Source organism: Streptomyces sp. NPDC001770 (assembly GCF_053596135.1).
In genome coordinates this window covers 59,343-77,189 of sequence record NZ_JBSFFN010000011.1, presented here as the reverse complement: position 1 = coordinate 77,189, position 17,847 = coordinate 59,343, and the positions used below count along the sequence as shown (strand labels likewise).

Genomic DNA, 17,847 nt, shown 5'->3' with positions numbered 1-17,847 from the left:
CGGGCGCCCCGCGTGCGAAACTCCGTCCCATGCTGGGTGTCACTGATCTGCCGACCTACCTCGTCGGCCTCGTCCTCATCGTTCTCCTGCCGGGACCGAACTCGCTCTACGTGCTGTCCGTCGCCGCCCGGCGCGGCATACGCACCGGATACGTCGCGGCGGCCGGGGTCTGGACCGGTGACACGGTCCTGATGACCCTGTCCGCCCTCGGCGCCGCCTCCCTGCTCCAGACCACGCCGCTGCTCTTCGCGGTGGTCAAGTACGCGGGCGCCGGCTACCTGACCTGGCTGGCCTTCGGGATGCTCCGCGCAGCCCGGCAGCTGTGGCGGGAACGCACCCTCCGGGTCGCCGAACTCACCGAGGACACCCCGGCCGCCGGGGAGACGGGCACCGGGGAGGACGGCGTACGGGAGCGGCCGTACCGCCGGGCGCTGGTGGTCAGCATCTTCAACCCGAAGGCCATCCTCTTCCTGATCTCCTTCTTCGTGCAGTTCGTCGACCCCGACTACGCGTACCCGGCGGTGTCGTTCGTCGTCCTGGGCGGGCTGCTCCAGCTGGCGAGCTTCCTCTACCTCTCCGCGCTGATCTTCGGCGGCACCCGCCTCGCCGCCGCCTTCCGCCGCCGCAAGCGGCTGTCGGCGACGGCCACCTCGGCGGCGGGCCTGCTCTTCCTCGGCTTCGCCGCGAAGCTCTCGCTCAGCGGCATCTGAGTCCCCCGGCGTCAACGGGCGGCCGGTTCCGACAGGGCGAGGCCCAGCCGTGCGGCGTACGCGCCCAGGCCCTCGGCGGTGGTGCCCGCCCAGCCGACGTACCCGTCCGGGCGGACCAGGAACAGCCCGGAACCGTACGCCTCCGAGAGCGGCGCGCGGTGAACCAGGACCATGCCGCCGCCCGGAACCCGCAGCGGGGGCGAGCAGGGCGTCCAGCCCATGCCCGGCGAACGCCACGGCGGGTACGACGTTTCCGAGCGGGCCGCGCGAATGGCGGACTTCCCGCCGGCCGCCGAGGCCGGCGCCGAACTCCGCACCCAGTACGACGAGTTGTGCGCCGAGGGGCTCCGGATTCCCGTCGCGGGGATCGGTGCGCGGTACGGCGTGGAGTGACGGCGGCACAGGCGGCGGTGCCACACGCGACATCGGAACACGGGGCGGTGGTACACGCGGCACGGGGACAACGCGCACGGGGACAACCCGAGAAGTGCCGTTCCGCGCCCGGAGACCGGGTGCGGAACGGCACGCGTCGTGTTGCCCCGCCGTCGCGATCAGGCGGGGCGGTGCCCCCTCACCCTGACTTCCCCCGGGCGCCCACCATGAGCGCCTGCGCCGCCATCGTGCGCTTGAGGCGCGGGCCGATCGGCTTCTCGACGAAGCGGTGGAGGAGATAGGCCAGGGTGAGCATCGCCAGCACCGTCGCGGGCAGCGTGACGTACGGGGACAGGCCCAGGCCGCGGTTCAGGAGCCGGATCACGAACCACCCCAGGTGCTCGTGAACCAGGTAGAACGGGTACGTCAGCGTCCCCGCGAAGGTGAGCCAGCGCCAGTTCGCCCACCGGAGCCAGCCGAGCGCCACCGCCGCCACCGCGAGGAACGCCAGCAGCACGATCAGCTCGATGACGTACGGGGACCGCTGGAAGTCGCCGGTCATGCCCGGGTGCCAGTTCGCCGTGACCGAGTACCGCTGTCCCAGCAGCACGCTGACCAGGACGATGCCCCACAGCAGGAGGTCGCTGCCGTAGCGGTGGATGAGGTAGAGGGCCAGGCCGCCGATGAAGTACGGGGCGTGGTCCCGCATGACCAGTGCGTCGGTGAGCGGGTTGTCGGCGATCCTGGCGAAGGCCCCGGCCAGGGTCCAGGCGCAGCAGAAGACGACCACGCGGCGGTAGGTCACTCCCTTCCACACCACGAACACCGCGAACAGCACGTAGAAGCGCAGCTCAACCCAGAGCGTCCAGCAGACGCCCAGCACCCGGTGCACCCCCATGGGCTGCTGCAGCATGGTCAGGTTGACCAGCAGCTCGTCCGGCCGCACCGGCTCCACCACCACAGGAAGCGCCAGGGCCGCCGTGGTGACGAGGACGATCGCCACCCAGTACGCCGGGTAGAGCCGGGCGACCCGGGAGCGGAAGAAGTCACCGACCGAACGGCCCCAGCTGCTCATGCAGATGACGAAGCCGCTGATGATGAAGAAGAGCTGGACCCCCATGCTGCCGTAGGTGGCGAACGAGGACAGCGTCGGGAACTTCAGACCGGGCGACTGCCCCCAGGACTCCGCGACATTGCCGTTCTTCCCGGCGTAGTGGTACATGCAGACCATGAGGGCGGCCAGAATGCGCAGGCCGTCCAGGGCGCGCATCCGGTCGCTGCGGGGCCGGGCGGAACTGCCCGGCGCCGGCTTCTCGGCGGCCTTCCCGGCGGTCTGCTCCGGAAGTGCCGTGACGGTTGTCATGGTGTCGGTCCCTTGGGTGAGTGTCAGCGGCCCCGCTGGACACGCCGGCCGGCCGCCCGCTTCCAGGCGACCGCCTGCCGGGCGAACTTGCGGACCGTCGCGTTGCGGGGGATGAAGTCGAGTTGGGAGGGCAGCGCGCCCGGAAGGGCCAGGGCGGTCAGACGGCGGCGGCGGAAGTACCGCGACAAGGTGGCGGGCGTCATGCCGGCGAGGTGGCGTTCGGCCGCCGGCCGCAGCTCCGGGTAGATCTGCGCCTGCATCGCGAAGCCGACCGCCGTCACCAGGCCCGAGAGGTCCTCGCGCACCCACTCCTCGCCCGGCATCGTCCAGGCACCGACCGCCGCGGTGTCCTCCAGCGGAGGCAGCAGCGCGTCGACGATGGTGACCGGGATCCGGTTGCTGTTCTGGTACGGCGTCAGGCCGGCCAGCAGTTCCTCCGTACCGACCCGGGCGACCGGGATCCCGTAGAACGCGGCCGCGGTCAGCAGGGCGGTGGAGAACGCGCCGACGACGAGTGCCGGGCGCAGCCGTTCGTAGACGACCTCGGCGATGACGGGGCTGTCGAGCACCGACAGTTCCGCGCCGAGCCGTGTCGCCTCCTGCTCCAAGTCCTGCGACCAGCCCATCGGGGCCGAGGGGTGCGGCTTGAACACCACCCGGCGGTGGCCGAGCGCGACGGCGCCCCGCAGCATCCGCAGGTGCAGTTCGCGCTCCTCCTCCGCCGTCAGGATCTCGATCGCCGAGAGGTACTGGCCGAGGAGCAGGGCCGGTGCGCCGCTCTGCGGGCCCAGGTCGTCCGCGGCGTCGGCCAGCGCTCCCAGCGCCTTCAGGAACTCGGGCGTGGGAATGACCTCGGGCTCTACGCCGAACTCGGTCAGCAGCAGCGGCCGCAGCCCCGGCACCAGATCCAGGTGGAGCAGCCGCTGGATCCGGGTGCCGATCAACGGGTCGATCTTGCTGCGGGTCGGGCCGTAGCTCATCAGGCCGTCGGCGTAGATGTGCAGGGGGGCGTCGCCGAAGATCCTGGCCACCGCCTGGGACGGATTGGCCTGGATCGATTCGCAGGCGACCTCCAGCGGTCCGTCCCCCAGTTCCCAGGCGATCCGCAGATACCGCTCCCACAACAGCGTGTCCTGCTCGCGCGGGGACCAGCCGACCGGGTGGAAGGGCCGCAGGAACGCGTTCCAGGACCGCACGTCGTCGAACTCGGGGCGCAGCGACGCGAAGCCCGCCATCCGGTCGAGCGGCGTGCCGACCTCGGGTGCGGGCGAGGTGTCGCTGACGACCAGGATGCGCCGGTGTTCGTGGCGGGGGCCGAACAGGCCGGCCCGGATCGCGGCGGTCACCGTGACGGCGGCGTACTGCGAGGAGGCGAAGAAGAGCTGGGTGGTGCGGATGCCGGACATCAGACGGTGGCTCCATGGGCGGCGGCAGGGGCGGGGGCTTCGGAGGCGGCGACACGGCGGCGCGCCCGGCGCAGCAGCGCGGCGCGGTGGTCACCCAGTGAGGCCAGCGTCTCGTCGAGGATGTCCTGAGGCAGCCGTCGCAGGGCCGCCGAGCTCATCGAGCGCAGCTGCTTCGCCACCGAGGGCTCGAACCGTTCGATGGAGCCGAGGTGGTGGGCCATGACGGCGCAGTAGGTACGGACCGCCTTGGGCAGCAGCGCGTCGGCCTCCGGGTCCTGCGACGTCTCCTCGATGACCTGGTCGAACGACCGGATGAAGTCCAGTTGGCGCACGTCCCCGATCTGGGTGAGCGAGGACGCCACCCCTCGCCGGTAGAAGACACCGAGAAGCCCCACCGAGGCGAAGCTCTCGGCCTGGCGGTGGAGCCGCCAGATCCACGGGCGGTCCTCGGCGGTGCGCAGCCCGTCGGTGAAGTGCAGCAGGCCCCGGTCCAGGAGCCGCCGGTGGTAGATGCCGGCCCAGGCGTACGGGTAGTCGACGGGGGTGGAGCGGTGGGCGGGGAGGATCACCGCTCGCGGGTCCAGTACGTGGTTGCGCATCCCGTGCGGCACCCGGTGCACGGTCCTGACCCGGCCGGTGACCTGCACGTGGTCGGACCGTACGAAGTCGCAGCCCAGCCGCTCGATCGACTCCAGAAGCGAGGCGAAGTACCCGGGGGCCAGCCAGTCGTCGCCGTCCAGGAAAGTCAGATACTCCCCGGTCGCGGCGTCGAGGCCGGTGTTGCGGGCGGTCGCCAGGCCGCCGTTTCTCTCGTGCCGTACGACCGACACCCCCGGAATTTCCTCCCGGGCGCGGGAAAGAATGTCCCCTGTTCCGTCGGTCGAGCAATCGTCGACGAGAATGAATTCGAAATCCTCGCGAGCGTTGGTTCTCAGACTTCGGAGGGTGTCGGGCGCGTATGTCTGCACGTTGTAGAACGGCACGATGACGGAGAGCTTGACCACACGCATCACGCTAGTTGCGTGTCCGTCCTTTTCCTTATCCGTCACACGTATACGAGGTGAACACCGCATGGCGGGATCATGAAGCGGCATGGTTCCGGGCGGATTTCACCTCCTCCGGGAGGCGGACCCCAAGCGTCGATCTTTTGTTAACCCTTTGTTGCCGTCGTGTTGGGCCGCTCAACGAAATGGATTCCTACCTTCTAGGACGTGCCCCCACGTACCAATGACCAGGCCGAACCCGCGGAAGCCGCCGCGCACCCCGCGGCGCTCCGGGTGGCCGTCCTCGCAGACTCCGACACCCGGTGGAAATGGGGCGCGCTCACCGCGCGCCGCCTGACCGCCGCGGGCGGCACCTCCGTCACGGAGCGCCCGGTCGAGATCAGCGGACTGCTGCTGCGCGGCCGGGCCACCCCCACCGCACGCCAGCTCGCCGAGGTCGGCGACGTCGGCGTCGACGCCGGACGGGTCCGCGAGGTCACCGCCGTCGAGTTCCTGCACACCGTGCGCGAGGAGGAGTACGACGTCGTCGTGCTCGCCCTCGTCGGCGGCGGCGTCCAGGCGATGCTGCACGGCCTCGCCGCCCTCGGCCTGCCCCGCAGGCCCGTGGTCGTCACCGGCTACGTCGGGGTCGTGTACGAGAAGCTCGCCGACGGGCTCCTGCTCCGCCACGGCGCCGACGTCGTCCTCGCCAACTCGGCCCACGACGCGGAGCGTTTCCGCGCCGTGTACGAAGGGGTCGGCGCCGACGCGAGCGCCGTCACCGAGGCGGCCCTGCCGTTCCTCGGCGGGGAGCCGCACCGGGCGCAGGACGGCCGCGACACCGTGGTGTTCGCCGCGCAGCCCTCCGTACCGGCGTCCCGCGCCGACCGTACGTACCTGCTGCGCCGGCTCGTCGAGCACGCCCGCAAGCACCCCGACCGCGAGGTGCTGCTCAAGCTCCGCTCCAAGCCGGGCGAGCACACCACGCACATCGAGGAGCTGCCCTACCAGCGGCTCGCCGAGCGGCTGCCCGGCGGACTGCCCCCCAACTTCCAGCTGGTGTACGGGCACATGGGCGAGGTACTCGACCGCACCGACCTGCTCGTCACCGTCTCCTCCACCGCCGCCCTGGAATCGCTGCACCGGTCGATCCCGACCGCGATCCTCAGCGACCTCGGCGTCCGCGAGACCCTCGGCAACCACCACTTCGTCGGCTCCGGGCTCATCACCTCCTGGGACCGGCTCGACGACGGCCTGCACCCCGTCCCGGACCCCGAGTGGCTCGCGGGCCAGGGCGTCGCCGCCGACGGCACGTACGCCACCGCCTACGACGGCGCCCGCGACCGCGTCGGTGCCCTGCTCGCCGCCGGTGAACTGCCGCCGCTCGCCCCCTACTACACCCCCGCCACCGCGCCGGGATACCTCCCCGGCATCCTCGCCCGCCACCACCTCGGCCCCGACGGCCGGCCGCTGCCCGGTGCGGCGGCCCCCGTCGCCACCGGCCGCATCAGGGGCGCGGTGCGCGAGACCGTCCGCAACGCGGCACGCGGCGCCTACCGGCAGGGCGTCCAGCGCGTCGCCCCCGTGATCCGGCGGATGGGCGAACTGTGACCACCACTTCAGGAGCATCCATGACGACACCCACCGTCCTCGCGGTGATCCCCGCCCGGGGCGGATCCAAGGGCGTCCCCGCCAAGAACCTCGCCCAGGTCGGCGGCATCCCCCTGGTGTCCCGCGCGGTCCGCGCCTGCCTCGGATCCACCGAGGTCACGGACGTCGTCGTCTCCACCGACGACCCCGCCATCGCCGAGGCCGCCCGGATCGCCGGCGAGACCGCGGGCGCACCCGGCCGGGTGCACGTCGTGCGGCGCCCCGAGGACATCTCCGGGGACACCGCGACCAGCGAGGCCGCCGTGCTGCACGCGCTCGACGCCTTCGAGGCGCTCGGCGGCCGCGCCGCCGACGTGGTGCTGCTCGTCCAGTGCACCAGCCCGTTCGTCTCCCGCGAGGACGTCGACGGGGTGGCCCGCGCGGTCGCCCGCGAAGGCGCCGACACCGCCGTCACCGTCGCCCCGTTCCACGGCTTCGTGTGGCGCGACGGCGAAGCGGTCGAGGAGAGCAGCTACGGCGTCAACCACGACAAGTCCGTCCGCCCGCGCCGCCAGGACCGTCCTCAGGACCTCCTGGAGACCGGCGCCGCGTACGCCATGGACGTGGCCGGATTCCGTACCCACCGCCACCGCTTCTTCGGCCACACCGCGCTGGTCCGCACGGACCCGGCGCGGGTGCTGGAGATCGACGACCCGCACGACCTGGCCCGCGCCCGCGCGCTCGCCCCGCTCCTCGACCCCTCCCCGCTGCCGACCCTCGCGGACGTGGACGCCGTCGTGCTCGACTTCGACGGCACCCAGACCGACGACCGGGTCATGGTCGACCAGGACGGCCACGAGACGGTCGCCGTCCACCGCGGCGACGGCCTCGGTATCGCGGCCCTGCGCCGCGCCGGGCTGGACGTCCTCATCCTGTCGACCGAGCAGAACCCGGTCGTCGCCGCCCGCGCCCGCAAGCTCCAGGTCCCCGTGCTGCACGGCATCGACCGCAAGGACCTCGCGCTCAAGCAGTGGTGCGACGAGCGGGGCGTCAGCCCCGACCGGGTCCTCTACGCCGGCAACGACGTCAACGACCTGGCCTGCTTCGCCCTGGCGGGCTGGCCCGTCGCGGTCGCGAGCGCCCACGACTCGGTACGGACCGCGGCACGCGCCGTCACCCGGACCCCCGGCGGCCAGGGGGCGGTGCGCGAGATCGCGGGCTGGCTCCTCGGCCCCGAACTGGCCCGCACCCGGGCCGGTGCACACACAGCCACCACCACCCCCACAGGCACCACCCCCACCGTCAACACCCCCACGATCACCACCAAGTAAGGAACACCCTCACCATGAGCGACTCCCGCCTGCGCAGCTTCGGTACCCGCACCGCCGGCCCCGGCCGGCCCGTGTACATCACCGGCGAGATCGGCATCAACCACAACGGCGAGCTGGACAACGCCCTCGCCCTGATCGACGTGGCCGCCGACGCCGGCTGCGACGCCGTCAAGTTCCAGAAGCGCACCCCGGAGATCTGCACCCCGCGCGACCAGTGGGACATCGAGCGCGACACCCCCTGGGGCCGGATGACGTACATCGACTACCGCCACCGCGTCGAGTTCGGCGAGGACGAGTACCACGCCATCGCCGAGCACTGCGCCAAGCGGGGCATCGACTGGTTCGCCTCCCCGTGGGACACCGAGGCCGTCGCCTTCCTGGAGAAGTTCGACGTCCCGGCCCACAAGGTCGCCTCCGCCTCCCTCACCGACGACGAGCTGCTCCGCGCCCTGCGCGCCACCGGCCGCACCGTCATCCTCTCCACCGGCATGTCGACCCCGAAGCAGATCCGCCACGCGGTCGAGGTCCTCGGCAGCGACAACATCCTGATGTGCCACGCCACGTCGACGTACCCGTCGGTCGCCGAGGAGCTCAACCTCCGCGTCATCAACACGCTGCAGGCCGAGTACCCCAACGTCCCGATCGGGTACAGCGGCCACGAGACCGGCCTCCAGACCACGCTGGCCGCCGTCGCCCTCGGCGCCACCTTCGTCGAGCGCCACATCACCCTGGACCGCGCCATGTGGGGCTCCGACCAGGCCGCGTCCGTCGAGCCGCAGGGCCTCGCCCGCCTCGTCCGCGACATCCGCACCATCGAGGCGTCCCTCGGTGACGGCGTCAAGAAGGTCTACGCGTCGGAGCTCGGCCCGATGAAGAAGCTCCGCCGCGTCGCGGGCGTCGTCGCCGAGGCCGAGAGCGCGACGGCCGCCGAGCCGGCCGCGGTCTGAGACGACCTCCGGTGAATCTCGCCTTCGTCGAGAGCCCGGTCCAGCTCCTGAACGTCCTGGAGTGGACCCATGCCATGGGGGAGGAGGCGCCGGCCGTCACCACGGTCGTCGTCCTCCCCCCGGTCGACCCGATGTCGCGCGGCCAGCTGCGCAGGATGGCTGACCTGGCCCGCGACGAGGGCATCACCGTGCGCTGGCAGGAGGCGCGCGGCGAACAGGGCACCCCGCTCAAGACGCTGCGCGCCCTCGTCGGGCTGGTGCGCAGGGCCGACCACGTCGTGATCGGCGACCCGTTCTCCCGCTACGTACAGCTCCTGCTGAGCATCGTGCGGACGGGCCGGCTCACGGTGGTCGACGACGGCACCGCCACGATGGAGTTCGTGGCGCAGCTCGCCCGCGGCGAGCGGCTGGTGCGCTGGCACCGCAAGGGGAGCAAGGGACCGCGCGAGCTGCTGCTCGCGCCGGTCACCGCCTCCGCGCGCCGCCGGTTCGTCCCCTCGGACCGGCACCGCGTCGAGGTGTTCACCGCGATGCCGGTCGAAGCCCCCGCCGGGGTCGAGGTCACCGCCAACACCTTCTCCTGGACCCGCGCCCGCTTCGGCCCGCCGCGTCTGACCAAGGGCGCGGACATCGTCGGCACCTCCCTGGTGGAGACCGGCGTGGTCGAGGCGGTGCCGTACCAGGAGGCGGTGGCGGCCCTCGCCCGTACCCACGGCGCCACCCGCTACTTCGCCCACCGCCGTGAGGCGACCGGCAAGCTCCACGCCCTGGAAGCCGCCACCGGCCTGGAGATCGTCCGCCCGGACCTCCCGCTGGAGCTCATCGCCCGGCGCGGCCCCATCGGCCGTACCGTGCTGAGCTTCCCCTCCACCGTGGTGCACACGCTGCCCCTCGCGCTGGCGGGCACCGGGGTCAGGGTCGCGGTCTGCGACATCGACCCCCGGTGGCTGCGGGACTCGGCGTCCCCGCGCGCGCAGGGCTTCCTCTCGGGCGTCACCGAGACCGCCCGGGACGTGCACCGGCTGGCCTTCGCCCCGCCGGCGGCCCCCTGACCCCGGCCCACCGACGCTCCCCGGCACGGGAGAACCGGGCACTGGCCCGACCGGCCCTGGCGGAACCGGCCCCGGCGGCGTACGCGGCTCACCGCCCGTACGCCGTTCGTCGTACCGGCCCGGGAGCCCCCGGCCGTACGTACGCCGTACGGGCCCTCGGACCCACCCGTACGGCGCAAACAGGAAAAATGACGGAGTGTACCCATCGGGCGTACGGCCCACACGTTTCCGCGCCGTTTCATATTCATCCGAGGTGCTGAAGTTTTGTTGATCCATGTCCGATCGGAGGGTCCGTAGGCATAACCTTCGATGGGTGAACCAGTTGAAGTCCCGCGCGTCCCTCGTCCACGCCGACGGTGAACCGGCCGGTGGCTCACCGGTCCGGGCAGCCTCTCTGCCCGGCACGCTCTCCGAAGAGCTCCGGGCCGAGCTGATCGCCTTCCGCCGCGATCTCCACATGCACCCCGAGCTCGGCAACCAGGAGTTCCGCACCACCGCCGCCATCAAGGCGCGGCTGGAGCAGGCCGGGCTGGCCCCCCGTGTGCTCACCACCGGGACGGGCCTGATGTGCGACGTGGGGCGGTGGGACGGCGAGACGCCGATGCTGGCCCTGCGCGCGGACATCGACGCGCTGCCCATCCCGGACGCCAAGGCGGGCGTCCCCTACCGCTCGACCGTCCCCGACCGCGCGCACGCCTGCGGCCACGACGTGCACACCACCACCGTCCTCGGCGCCGGTCTGGTCCTCGCCGAACTCGACCGCCGGGGCGAACTCCCGCACGCGGTACGACTGATCTTCCAGCCCGCCGAGGAGGTGCTGCCCGGCGGCGCCCCCGACGCCATCGAGTCCGGGGTCCTGGAGGGCGTCGGCCGGATCATCGGCGTGCACTGCGACCCCAAGGTGGACGTCGGCAAGATCGGGCTGCGGATCGGGGCCATCACCTCCGCCTGCGACCGGCTCGAAGTCACTCTGGACGGCGCGGGCGGCCACACCGCCCGCCCGCACCTCACCACCGACCTGGTCACCGCCGCCGCCCGCGTCGCCGTGGACGTGCCCGCGCTGCTCGCCCGCCGGGTCGACGCCCGCTCCGGTCTCGCCGTCACCTGGGGCCGGCTGCACACCGGGCACACCTGCAACGTGATCCCGCAGCACGCCGAGCTCTCCGGGACGGTCCGCTGCCTCGACCTGAAGGCCTGGCGGGACGCCCCCGACCTGGTGCACGCGGCCGTCGACGAGATCGCGACCACGCACGGCGCCAAGACCGTCATCAACTACGTCCGGGGCGTGCCGCCCGTCGTCAACGACGCCGCCTCCATCGGGCTGCTCGACGCCGCGATGACCGAGCGCCGCGGACCGTACGCGATCGAGGACACCGAGCAGAGCCTCGGCGGCGAGGACTTCTCCTGGTACCTGGAGCACGTGCCGGGGGCCATGGCCCGCCTCGGCGTCCGGGCGCACGGCGACACCCGGGGCCTGGACCTGCACCGGGGCGACTTCGACGTGGACGAGGAGGCGATCACCGTCGGGGTCGAACTGTTCACCGCCGCCGCCCTGCTCAACGGCGCGAGGTAGGGACCCGGAGTACCGGCCGGGGGGACGCGAGGCGGTGGCCCGGGGGGCCCGGCCGGGAGGGCGCGAGGCGGTGCCCCCGGGGGGCCCGGCCGGGAGGCGCGAGCTCCGCGGCCCCTCGCGTCAGGTCCCGCGGCCCCTCGCGTCAGTTCCCGCGTCGTCTCACGCCGGGTCCGCGTCGGGTCCGCGTCATCCCGCGTCCCCTTTCCGGGCGTTCCCGGCATGTTTCCCCCTGATGTCTCCCCGATGTCCACCGATGTCCGTATAGAGGGCCCTCGGTGCCCGTCGGGGTCCGCAGGTGCCCGAAGGAGCCCACGGGGAGGGACATCCGTCCTGAATGTGCCGGTGTGTCAGGTGGTGCGATGTGACCAAAAGTCTTCACGACGATCCGATAACGACCGGTGAACGTGTCTTTAACTGACATCTACGCGCGTTACGATCGCCGCGAACCCAGCGCCGGAGTGGCGCTTTCGGTCAGGTTTTTAAGGAGCCTCCCAGTGCGCCGGATCACCAGGATCGCCACCGTGGGCATTGCGTCCGCGGCTTTCGCGCTGTCCGTCACGGCTTGTGGCGGTAAGACGTCTTCCGAGGGCAGCAGCAGCAACAGCAGCAGCGGCTCGTCCTCCAGCGGCAAGACCGCCCTCGCCTACGACATCGGTGGCCGCGGCGACCAGTCGTTCAACGACGCCGCCTACGCGGGCCTGGAGAAGGCCACGAAGGAGCTCGGCTTCAAGGGCGTCGAGGCCGAGCCCTCCGAGGGCGAGAGCGACGCGGACAAGATCCAGCGCCTGACCGAGCTCGCGCGCGGCGGCAACAACCCGGTCATCGGTGTCGGCTTCGTCTACGCCAACGCCATCGCCGAGGTCGCCGCGAAGTTCCCGAACACCACGTTCGGGATCATCGACGACAGCTCGAAGCCCACCAAGAACACCGCGAACCTGGTCTTCAGCGAGGAGCAGGGCTCCTACCTCGCCGGCGTCGCCGCCGCCAAGGTCACCAAGACGAACACGGTCGGCTTCATCGGTGGCGTCGAGACCCCGCTGATCAAGAAGTTCGAGGCCGGTTACGTCCAGGGCGTCAAGGACACCAAGGCGGGCGTCAACGTCAAGGTCCAGTACCTGACCCAGCCTCCGGACTTCACGGGCTTCTCCAAGCCGGACCTCGGCAAGGCCGCCGCGCAGGGCCAGCTCGACGCCGGCGCCGACGTGATCTACTCCGCCGCCGGCCTCGCCGGTTCCGGCGCGATCGAGGTCACCTCCAAGGCCAAGAAGTGGTCCATCGGCGTCGACTCCGACCAGTACAACCAGGCCGGCCTCGCCGACTACAAGGACTACATCCTGACGTCGGTCACCAAGGACGTCGCGGACTCGGTCTTCAACCTGATCAAGTCGGTCAAGGACGGCAAGCCGGAGACCGGCGAGATCCGCGCCGGCCTGGACACGGACGGCGTGGGCCTCGCGGCCTCCAACCCGGCCTTCACCAAGATGACGGACGTCACCGCCGCGATCGAGAAGGCCAAGGCCGACATCATCGCCGGCAAGATCACGGTCAAGACCACCCCGTGACGGCCGCACCCGTGACGGGCGGCGGCCCCCGCCACCCCGTCACGGGTGAGCCCGCACGTACTCGGGACGTGCCCTCACGGGTGCGCCCGCAAGTGCCCGGGCGCGGAACCCTATGATTCCGGGACCGGGGAGAACGGCGCACGCCGGCCTCCCCGGCCCCGGATCGCGTTCCGCCGTCCGGGATCTTTCTGTTCGGCAACGCTACGCGTGCAGGGCCCGTATCGAGTTCCGGGCCGGGCTCGCGGTGTCGTGCGACTCCGTCTCCGGCGTTGTCGTCGGTCGCGAGGGCTCCGCCCCCGCTCCCTTCTCCGCCGTGGAGACGAAGCCGCACGACGCCGCTCACTGATCCGGCCCAGAACTCGGCACAGACCCCTGAGCACCCTCGGGCGCGGTAGCTTCGCCCCCGGCCCCTGCTCGTACGGCCCCGTCATCCCCGGCAGCCGTGCTCCGCTCCTTCCCCGCCAAGGAGAGTGCGTCATCAACGCGTCCAGCCCTCCTGCCGTAGAAATCCGCGGCATCACCAAGCGTTTCCCCGGCGTCGTCGCCAACCACGACATCGACATCACCGTCGCCAAGGGCACCGTGCACGCGCTCATCGGCGAGAACGGCGCCGGCAAGTCGACCCTGATGAAGATCCTTTACGGCATGCAGAAGCCGGACGAGGGCACCATCGCGATCGACGGAGAGACCGTCAGCTTCAGCAGCCCCGCCGACGCCATCGCGCGCGGGGTCGGCATGGTGCACCAGCACTTCATGCTCGCCGACAACCTCTCCGTCCTGGAGAACGTCGTGCTCGGCGCGGAGAAGCTGCACGGCATCGGGGGCGCGGCCCGGAAGAAGATCCTGGAGATCTCCGACGCCTACGGTCTCAGCGTCCGCCCCGACGTCCTCGTCGAGGACCTCGGCGTCGCCGACCGCCAGCGGGTGGAGATCCTCAAGGTCCTCTACCGCGGCGCCCGCACCCTCATCCTCGACGAGCCCACCGCGGTGCTCGTCCCGCAGGAGGTCGACGCGCTCTTCGCCAACCTGCGCGAGCTCAAGGCCGAGGGCCTGACCGTCATCTTCATCTCGCACAAGCTCGGCGAGGTGCTCTCCGTCGCCGACGAGATCACCGTCATCCGCCGGGGCACCACCGTCGGCACCGCCGACCCGCGCACCGCGACGACCAAGCAGCTCGCCGAGCTGATGGTCGGCAGCGAGCTGCCCTCGCCGGAGACCCGCGAATCGACCGTCACCGACGTGCCCATGCTCACCGTCGACGCCCTGCGGCTCACCGCGACCGACTCCGACGGCGTGATCCGCGAGGTCCTCGACGGCATCGGCTTCACCATCCACAAGGGCGAGGTCCTCGGCATCGCCGGTGTCGAGGGCAACGGCCAGAGCGAGCTGATCGAGGCGCTCACCGGTCTGCGCGACCCGGACGCCGGGACCATCACCCTGGACGGCGCCGACATCTCGCACGTCTCGACCCGCAAGCGCCGCGAGGGCGGCCTCGGCGTCATCCCCGAGGACCGGCACCGCCACGGGCTGCTGCTGGAGTCCCCGCTCTGGGAGAACCGCATCCTCGGCCACGTCACCGAGAAGCCCAACAGCCGGGGCGTGTTCCTCGACCTGAAGGCCGCCCGTACCGACACCGAGCGGATCGTGCGCGAGTACGACGTGCGCACCCCCGGGATCGACGTCACCGCGGCCTCCCTCTCGGGCGGCAACCAGCAGAAGCTGATCGTCGGCCGTGAGATGAGCCACCGGCCGAAGCTGCTCATCGCCGCCCACCCCACCCGCGGTGTGGACGTCGGCGCGCAGGCGCAGATCTGGGACCAGATCCGCGAAGCGCGCCGGGAGGGCCTCGCCGTGCTGCTCATCTCGGCCGACCTGGACGAGCTGATCGGCCTGTCCGACACGCTGCGCGTCATGTACCGGGGCCGGCTGGTCGCGGACGCCGACCCCGCGAGCATCACGCCGGAGGAGCTGGGCACCGCCATGACCGGCGCGGCCTCCGGCCACATCGCGCACGACGAGAACGGTGAGAGCCGATGAAGAAGTTCGACAGGGACCGGCTGCTCCTGGGCGTCGCCGGCCCGGCGCTCGCCCTGGTGGTGGCGTTCCTGCTCACCGCGCTGGTGCTGCTGCTCTCCGGCAACAGCCCCTTCGAGCCGTTCCGGCTGATGTTCGACAACGCCCAGTACGTCGACGTACAGGTGCTGATCGTCAACCAGACCGGCACCTACTACCTCGCCGCGCTCGCCGTCGCCGTCGGGTTCCGGATGAACCTCTTCAACATCGGCGTCGACGGCCAGTACCGGCTCGCCGCGATGGTCGCGGCCGTGGTCGGTGCCTCGGTGACCCTGCCGGGTCCGCTGCACATCCTGCTGATCCTCGTCACCGCGATGGCGGTCGGCGCGTTCTGGTCCGGCATCGCCGGCCTCCTCAAGACCCTGCGGGGCGTGAGCGAGGTCGTCTCCACGATCATGCTGAACGCCATCGCGACGAGCCTGATCGCCTGGCTGATCCTGACGGACAACTTCGGTGTGCAGGCGGCCGGCTCCAACGACCTCAACACCGGCGAGATCGCTTCCTCCGGCTGGTTCCCCGGCCTGGACGCGGGCGACGGCGGCACGATCTACGGCTTCACCTTCGTCGCCTTCGCGCTCGGCGTCGTCTACTGGTTCGTCCTCGGCCGCACCCGCTTCGGCTTCGACCTGCGCGCCACCGGCGCCAGCGAGAGCGCCGCCCGGGCCAGCGGTGTCGACGCCAAGCGGATGGTGCTGACGGCCATGCTGATCTCCGGCGCGGTCGCCGGCCTGGTCGGCATGCCGATCCTGCTCGGCCAGAGCCACACGTACAACCTGAGCTTCCCCGCCGGCGTCGGCTTCATGGGCATCACCGTCGCCCTGCTCGGCCGCAACAACCCGGTCGGCATGTTCTTCGCCGCCCTGCTGATGTCCTTCCTGGAGAAGACCTCCGCGTCCCTGGACCAGTACGGGTACCCGCAGGAGATCGCCATGATCATGCAGGGGCTGATCGTGATCTCCGTCGTCGTCTCCTACGAACTTGTCCGCCAGTACGGGCTCCGCCGACAGCAGCAGAAGGTCGGCGAGGAACTCGCCGCCCAGGCCCGCGAGAACCGTGAGGGAGCAGCGGCATGAGCACCGTCCCGACGACGTCCACCGCCACCACCGCGCCCGGCAAGAGCGGCGGCAGGCGCAGGCTGAGCCTGCCGGTCGTCCTCCTGATCGCCGCGGCCGGTCTGGCGCTCTTCTCCCTGACCCGCGTCATCAGCGGCGCGGACGACCTGACCTCGATCGGCCAGGTGTCCGGCGCGCTCCAGCTCGCCGTGCCGATCGGCCTCGCCGGGCTCGGCGGCCTGTGGGCCGAACGCGCCGGTGTCGTCAACATCGGCCTCGAAGGCATGATGATCCTCGGCACCTGGTTCGGCGCCTGGGCCGGCTACCAGTGGGGCCCGTGGACCGGCGTCCTGATGGGCATCGTGGGCGGCGCCCTCGGCGGCCTGCTGCACGCGGTGATGACCGTGACGTTCAAGGTCAACCACATCGTCTCGGGTGTGGCGATCAACATCCTCGCGGTGGGCGTCACCCGCTACCTGTCGAACTACACCTTCGCCGAGGCGGAGGGCGGCTCGTCGAAGCAGTCCCCGCGCATCGACGAGATCACCGACATCACGATCCCCGGGCTCTCCGACTGGATGGCCGACATCCAGGCCCACCACTGGTTCTTCGTCTCCGACCTCGCCGGGATCATCGGCGGTGTGGTCACCCACCTGTCGCTGCTGACCGTGGTGGCGCTGCTGCTGGTCCCGGCCACCTGGTGGGTGCTCTGGCGCACCGCCTTCGGCCTGCGGCTCCGCTCCTGCGGCGAGAACCCGGTGGCCGCCGAGTCGCTCGGCGTCAACGTCTACACGTACAAGTACATCGCCGTCGCCGTCTCCGGCGGACTCGCGGGCCTGGCGGGCGCGTTCCTCGCGATCGTCTCCACCGGCATCTACCAGGAGGGCCAGACCGGCGGGCGCGGCTACATCGGTCTCGCCGCGATGATCTTCGGCAACTGGATGCCCGGCGGCATGGCGCTCGGCGCCGGACTCTTCGGCTTCACCGACAGCCTCAAGCTGCGCGGCGGCGCCGAGAACGTCCACGCGGTGCTGCTCTTCCTGGCGATCCTGCTGGTCGCCGCGGTGATCTGGCAGCTGGTGCGGCGCAAGTACATCGGCGCGGCGGTCTCGGCGGTCTTCTCCGCCGGGCTCTTCGTCTGGTACGCGCTCACCGACGAGGTGCCCAGCCAGTTCGTGGACGCCGCCCCGTACGTGGCGACGCTGCTGGTCCTCGCGCTCTCCGCGCAGCGGCTGCGGATGCCCAAGGCGGACGGCATGCCGTACTTCAAGGGCCAGGGCAAGTGACGACCCCGGCGGCCGCGGCCGACTGGGAAGGGCTGCGGAAGGCGGCCCGGGACGCGATGTCCCGGGCGTACGCCCCGTACTCCGGCTACCCGGTCGGTGCCGCCGCCCTGGTCGACGACGGCCGCACCGTCGCCGGCTGCAACGTCGAGAACGCCTCGTACGGCATCGGCCTCTGCGCCGAGTGCGGGCTGGTCTCCGAGCTCGTCGCCACCGGCGGCGGCCGGCTGACCCACTTCACCTGCGTGGACGGCTCGGGCGAGATCCTGGTGCCGTGCGGCCGGTGCCGACAGCTGCTGTACGAGTTCGGGGGCCCGGACCTCGTCCTGGAGACCCCGGACGGGCTGCGCACCCTCGACGAGATGCTGCCCCAGGCCTTCGGTCCGCAGAACCTGGCCTGAGAGTCCGCCGGGCGGCCTCCGAGGCCGCACCCCTCAACTCCGGTGGCCCTCCCGCGCGTCGGGAGGGCCACCTCCGTGTCCCGCCTCTATGCGCGTAGAGTCGGGCGGGTCCGTCCTCTTGCCCCGCGCGACCCGCGCCCTCATGATCG

At 71.5% G+C, this 17,847-nt stretch carries 16 protein-coding genes; 12 read left to right on the top strand and 4 right to left on the bottom strand.

Going from position 1 to position 17,847, the window contains the following annotated elements; translation table 11 throughout:
- Positions 1-29: 29 nt before the first annotated feature.
- Entirely contained in the window at positions 30-710 is a 681-nt protein-coding gene (gene leuE, locus ACWCSV_RS12570) for a leucine efflux protein LeuE (RefSeq protein ID WP_451141314.1), read from the top strand.
- An 11-nt stretch (positions 711-721) separates the two neighbouring features.
- On the opposite strand, the gene ACWCSV_RS12565 is transcribed toward leuE, so the two are convergent.
- Positions 722-883: an aromatic-ring hydroxylase C-terminal domain-containing protein gene (locus ACWCSV_RS12565; protein WP_451141312.1), complete on the bottom strand. Its 162-nt coding sequence runs from the start codon at positions 881-883 to the stop codon at positions 722-724.
- On the opposite strand from ACWCSV_RS12565, the gene ACWCSV_RS12560 reads away from it, so the two are divergent.
- The gene (locus ACWCSV_RS12560) at positions 882-1,103 is read left to right on the top strand and encodes a hypothetical protein (RefSeq protein WP_451141310.1); all 222 of its coding nucleotides are present in this window, start codon (positions 882-884) and stop codon (positions 1,101-1,103) included. The two genes, ACWCSV_RS12565 and ACWCSV_RS12560, sit on opposite strands and share 2 nt — an antisense overlap.
- A 178-nt stretch (positions 1,104-1,281) precedes the next feature.
- On the opposite strand, the gene ACWCSV_RS12555 is transcribed toward ACWCSV_RS12560, so the two are convergent.
- Genes ACWCSV_RS12555 through ACWCSV_RS12545 form a run of 3 tightly spaced genes read right to left on the bottom strand, consistent with a single transcriptional unit; the run spans position 1,282 to position 4,855 of the window.
- Complete coding sequence (locus tag ACWCSV_RS12555) at positions 1,282-2,445, bottom strand: acyltransferase family protein (protein ID WP_451141308.1); 1,164 nt, start codon at positions 2,443-2,445, stop codon at positions 1,282-1,284.
- A gap of 23 nt (positions 2,446-2,468) precedes the next feature.
- Positions 2,469-3,851 (bottom strand): polysialyltransferase family glycosyltransferase, encoded by a 1,383-nt coding sequence (locus ACWCSV_RS12550; RefSeq protein ID WP_451141306.1) that lies wholly within the window; start codon positions 3,849-3,851, stop codon positions 2,469-2,471.
- Positions 3,851-4,855: a glycosyltransferase family 2 protein gene (locus ACWCSV_RS12545; RefSeq protein ID WP_451141304.1), complete on the bottom strand. Its 1,005-nt coding sequence runs from the start codon at positions 4,853-4,855 to the stop codon at positions 3,851-3,853. Before ACWCSV_RS12545 ends, ACWCSV_RS12550 begins: the two co-directional genes overlap by 1 nt.
- 207 nt (positions 4,856-5,062) lie before the next feature.
- Between ACWCSV_RS12545 and ACWCSV_RS12540 the strand changes: the two genes are divergently transcribed.
- From ACWCSV_RS12540 to ACWCSV_RS12495, 10 genes are all read left to right on the top strand, one after another.
- Positions 5,063-6,445, top strand: coding sequence for a DUF6716 putative glycosyltransferase (locus ACWCSV_RS12540; protein WP_451141302.1), 1,383 nt, complete (start codon positions 5,063-5,065; stop codon positions 6,443-6,445).
- A gap of 20 nt (positions 6,446-6,465) precedes the next feature.
- The gene (locus ACWCSV_RS12535; protein ID WP_451141300.1) at positions 6,466-7,755 is read left to right on the top strand and encodes a cytidylyltransferase domain-containing protein; all 1,290 of its coding nucleotides are present in this window, start codon (positions 6,466-6,468) and stop codon (positions 7,753-7,755) included.
- A 14-nt stretch (positions 7,756-7,769) separates the two neighbouring features.
- Complete coding sequence (locus tag ACWCSV_RS12530; RefSeq protein WP_451141298.1) at positions 7,770-8,702, top strand: N-acetylneuraminate synthase family protein; 933 nt, start codon at positions 7,770-7,772, stop codon at positions 8,700-8,702.
- Between the two features lie 11 nt (positions 8,703-8,713).
- Positions 8,714-9,754, top strand: coding sequence for a hypothetical protein (locus ACWCSV_RS12525; protein ID WP_451141296.1), 1,041 nt, complete (start codon positions 8,714-8,716; stop codon positions 9,752-9,754).
- Between the two features lie 322 nt (positions 9,755-10,076).
- A complete protein-coding gene (locus ACWCSV_RS12520) occupies positions 10,077-11,327 on the top strand; it encodes an amidohydrolase (protein ID WP_451141512.1) in 1,251 nt (416 codons plus the stop codon).
- Between the two features lie 494 nt (positions 11,328-11,821).
- Complete coding sequence (locus ACWCSV_RS12515) at positions 11,822-12,889, top strand: BMP family lipoprotein (RefSeq protein WP_451141294.1); 1,068 nt, start codon at positions 11,822-11,824, stop codon at positions 12,887-12,889.
- Between the two features lie 477 nt (positions 12,890-13,366).
- Complete coding sequence (locus tag ACWCSV_RS12510) at positions 13,367-14,926, top strand: ABC transporter ATP-binding protein (RefSeq protein ID WP_451141510.1); 1,560 nt, start codon at positions 13,367-13,369, stop codon at positions 14,924-14,926.
- Entirely contained in the window at positions 14,923-16,035 is a 1,113-nt protein-coding gene (locus ACWCSV_RS12505; protein ID WP_451141292.1) for an ABC transporter permease, read from the top strand. The genes ACWCSV_RS12510 and ACWCSV_RS12505 overlap by 4 nt, the downstream gene beginning before the upstream one ends.
- Positions 16,032-17,300 (top strand): ABC transporter permease, encoded by a 1,269-nt coding sequence (locus ACWCSV_RS12500; RefSeq protein ID WP_451141290.1) that lies wholly within the window; start codon positions 16,032-16,034, stop codon positions 17,298-17,300. The genes ACWCSV_RS12505 and ACWCSV_RS12500 overlap by 4 nt, the downstream gene beginning before the upstream one ends.
- Complete coding sequence (locus tag ACWCSV_RS12495) at positions 17,297-17,698, top strand: cytidine deaminase (RefSeq protein ID WP_451141288.1); 402 nt, start codon at positions 17,297-17,299, stop codon at positions 17,696-17,698. The genes ACWCSV_RS12500 and ACWCSV_RS12495 overlap by 4 nt, the downstream gene beginning before the upstream one ends.
- Positions 17,699-17,847 lie beyond the last annotated feature (149 nt).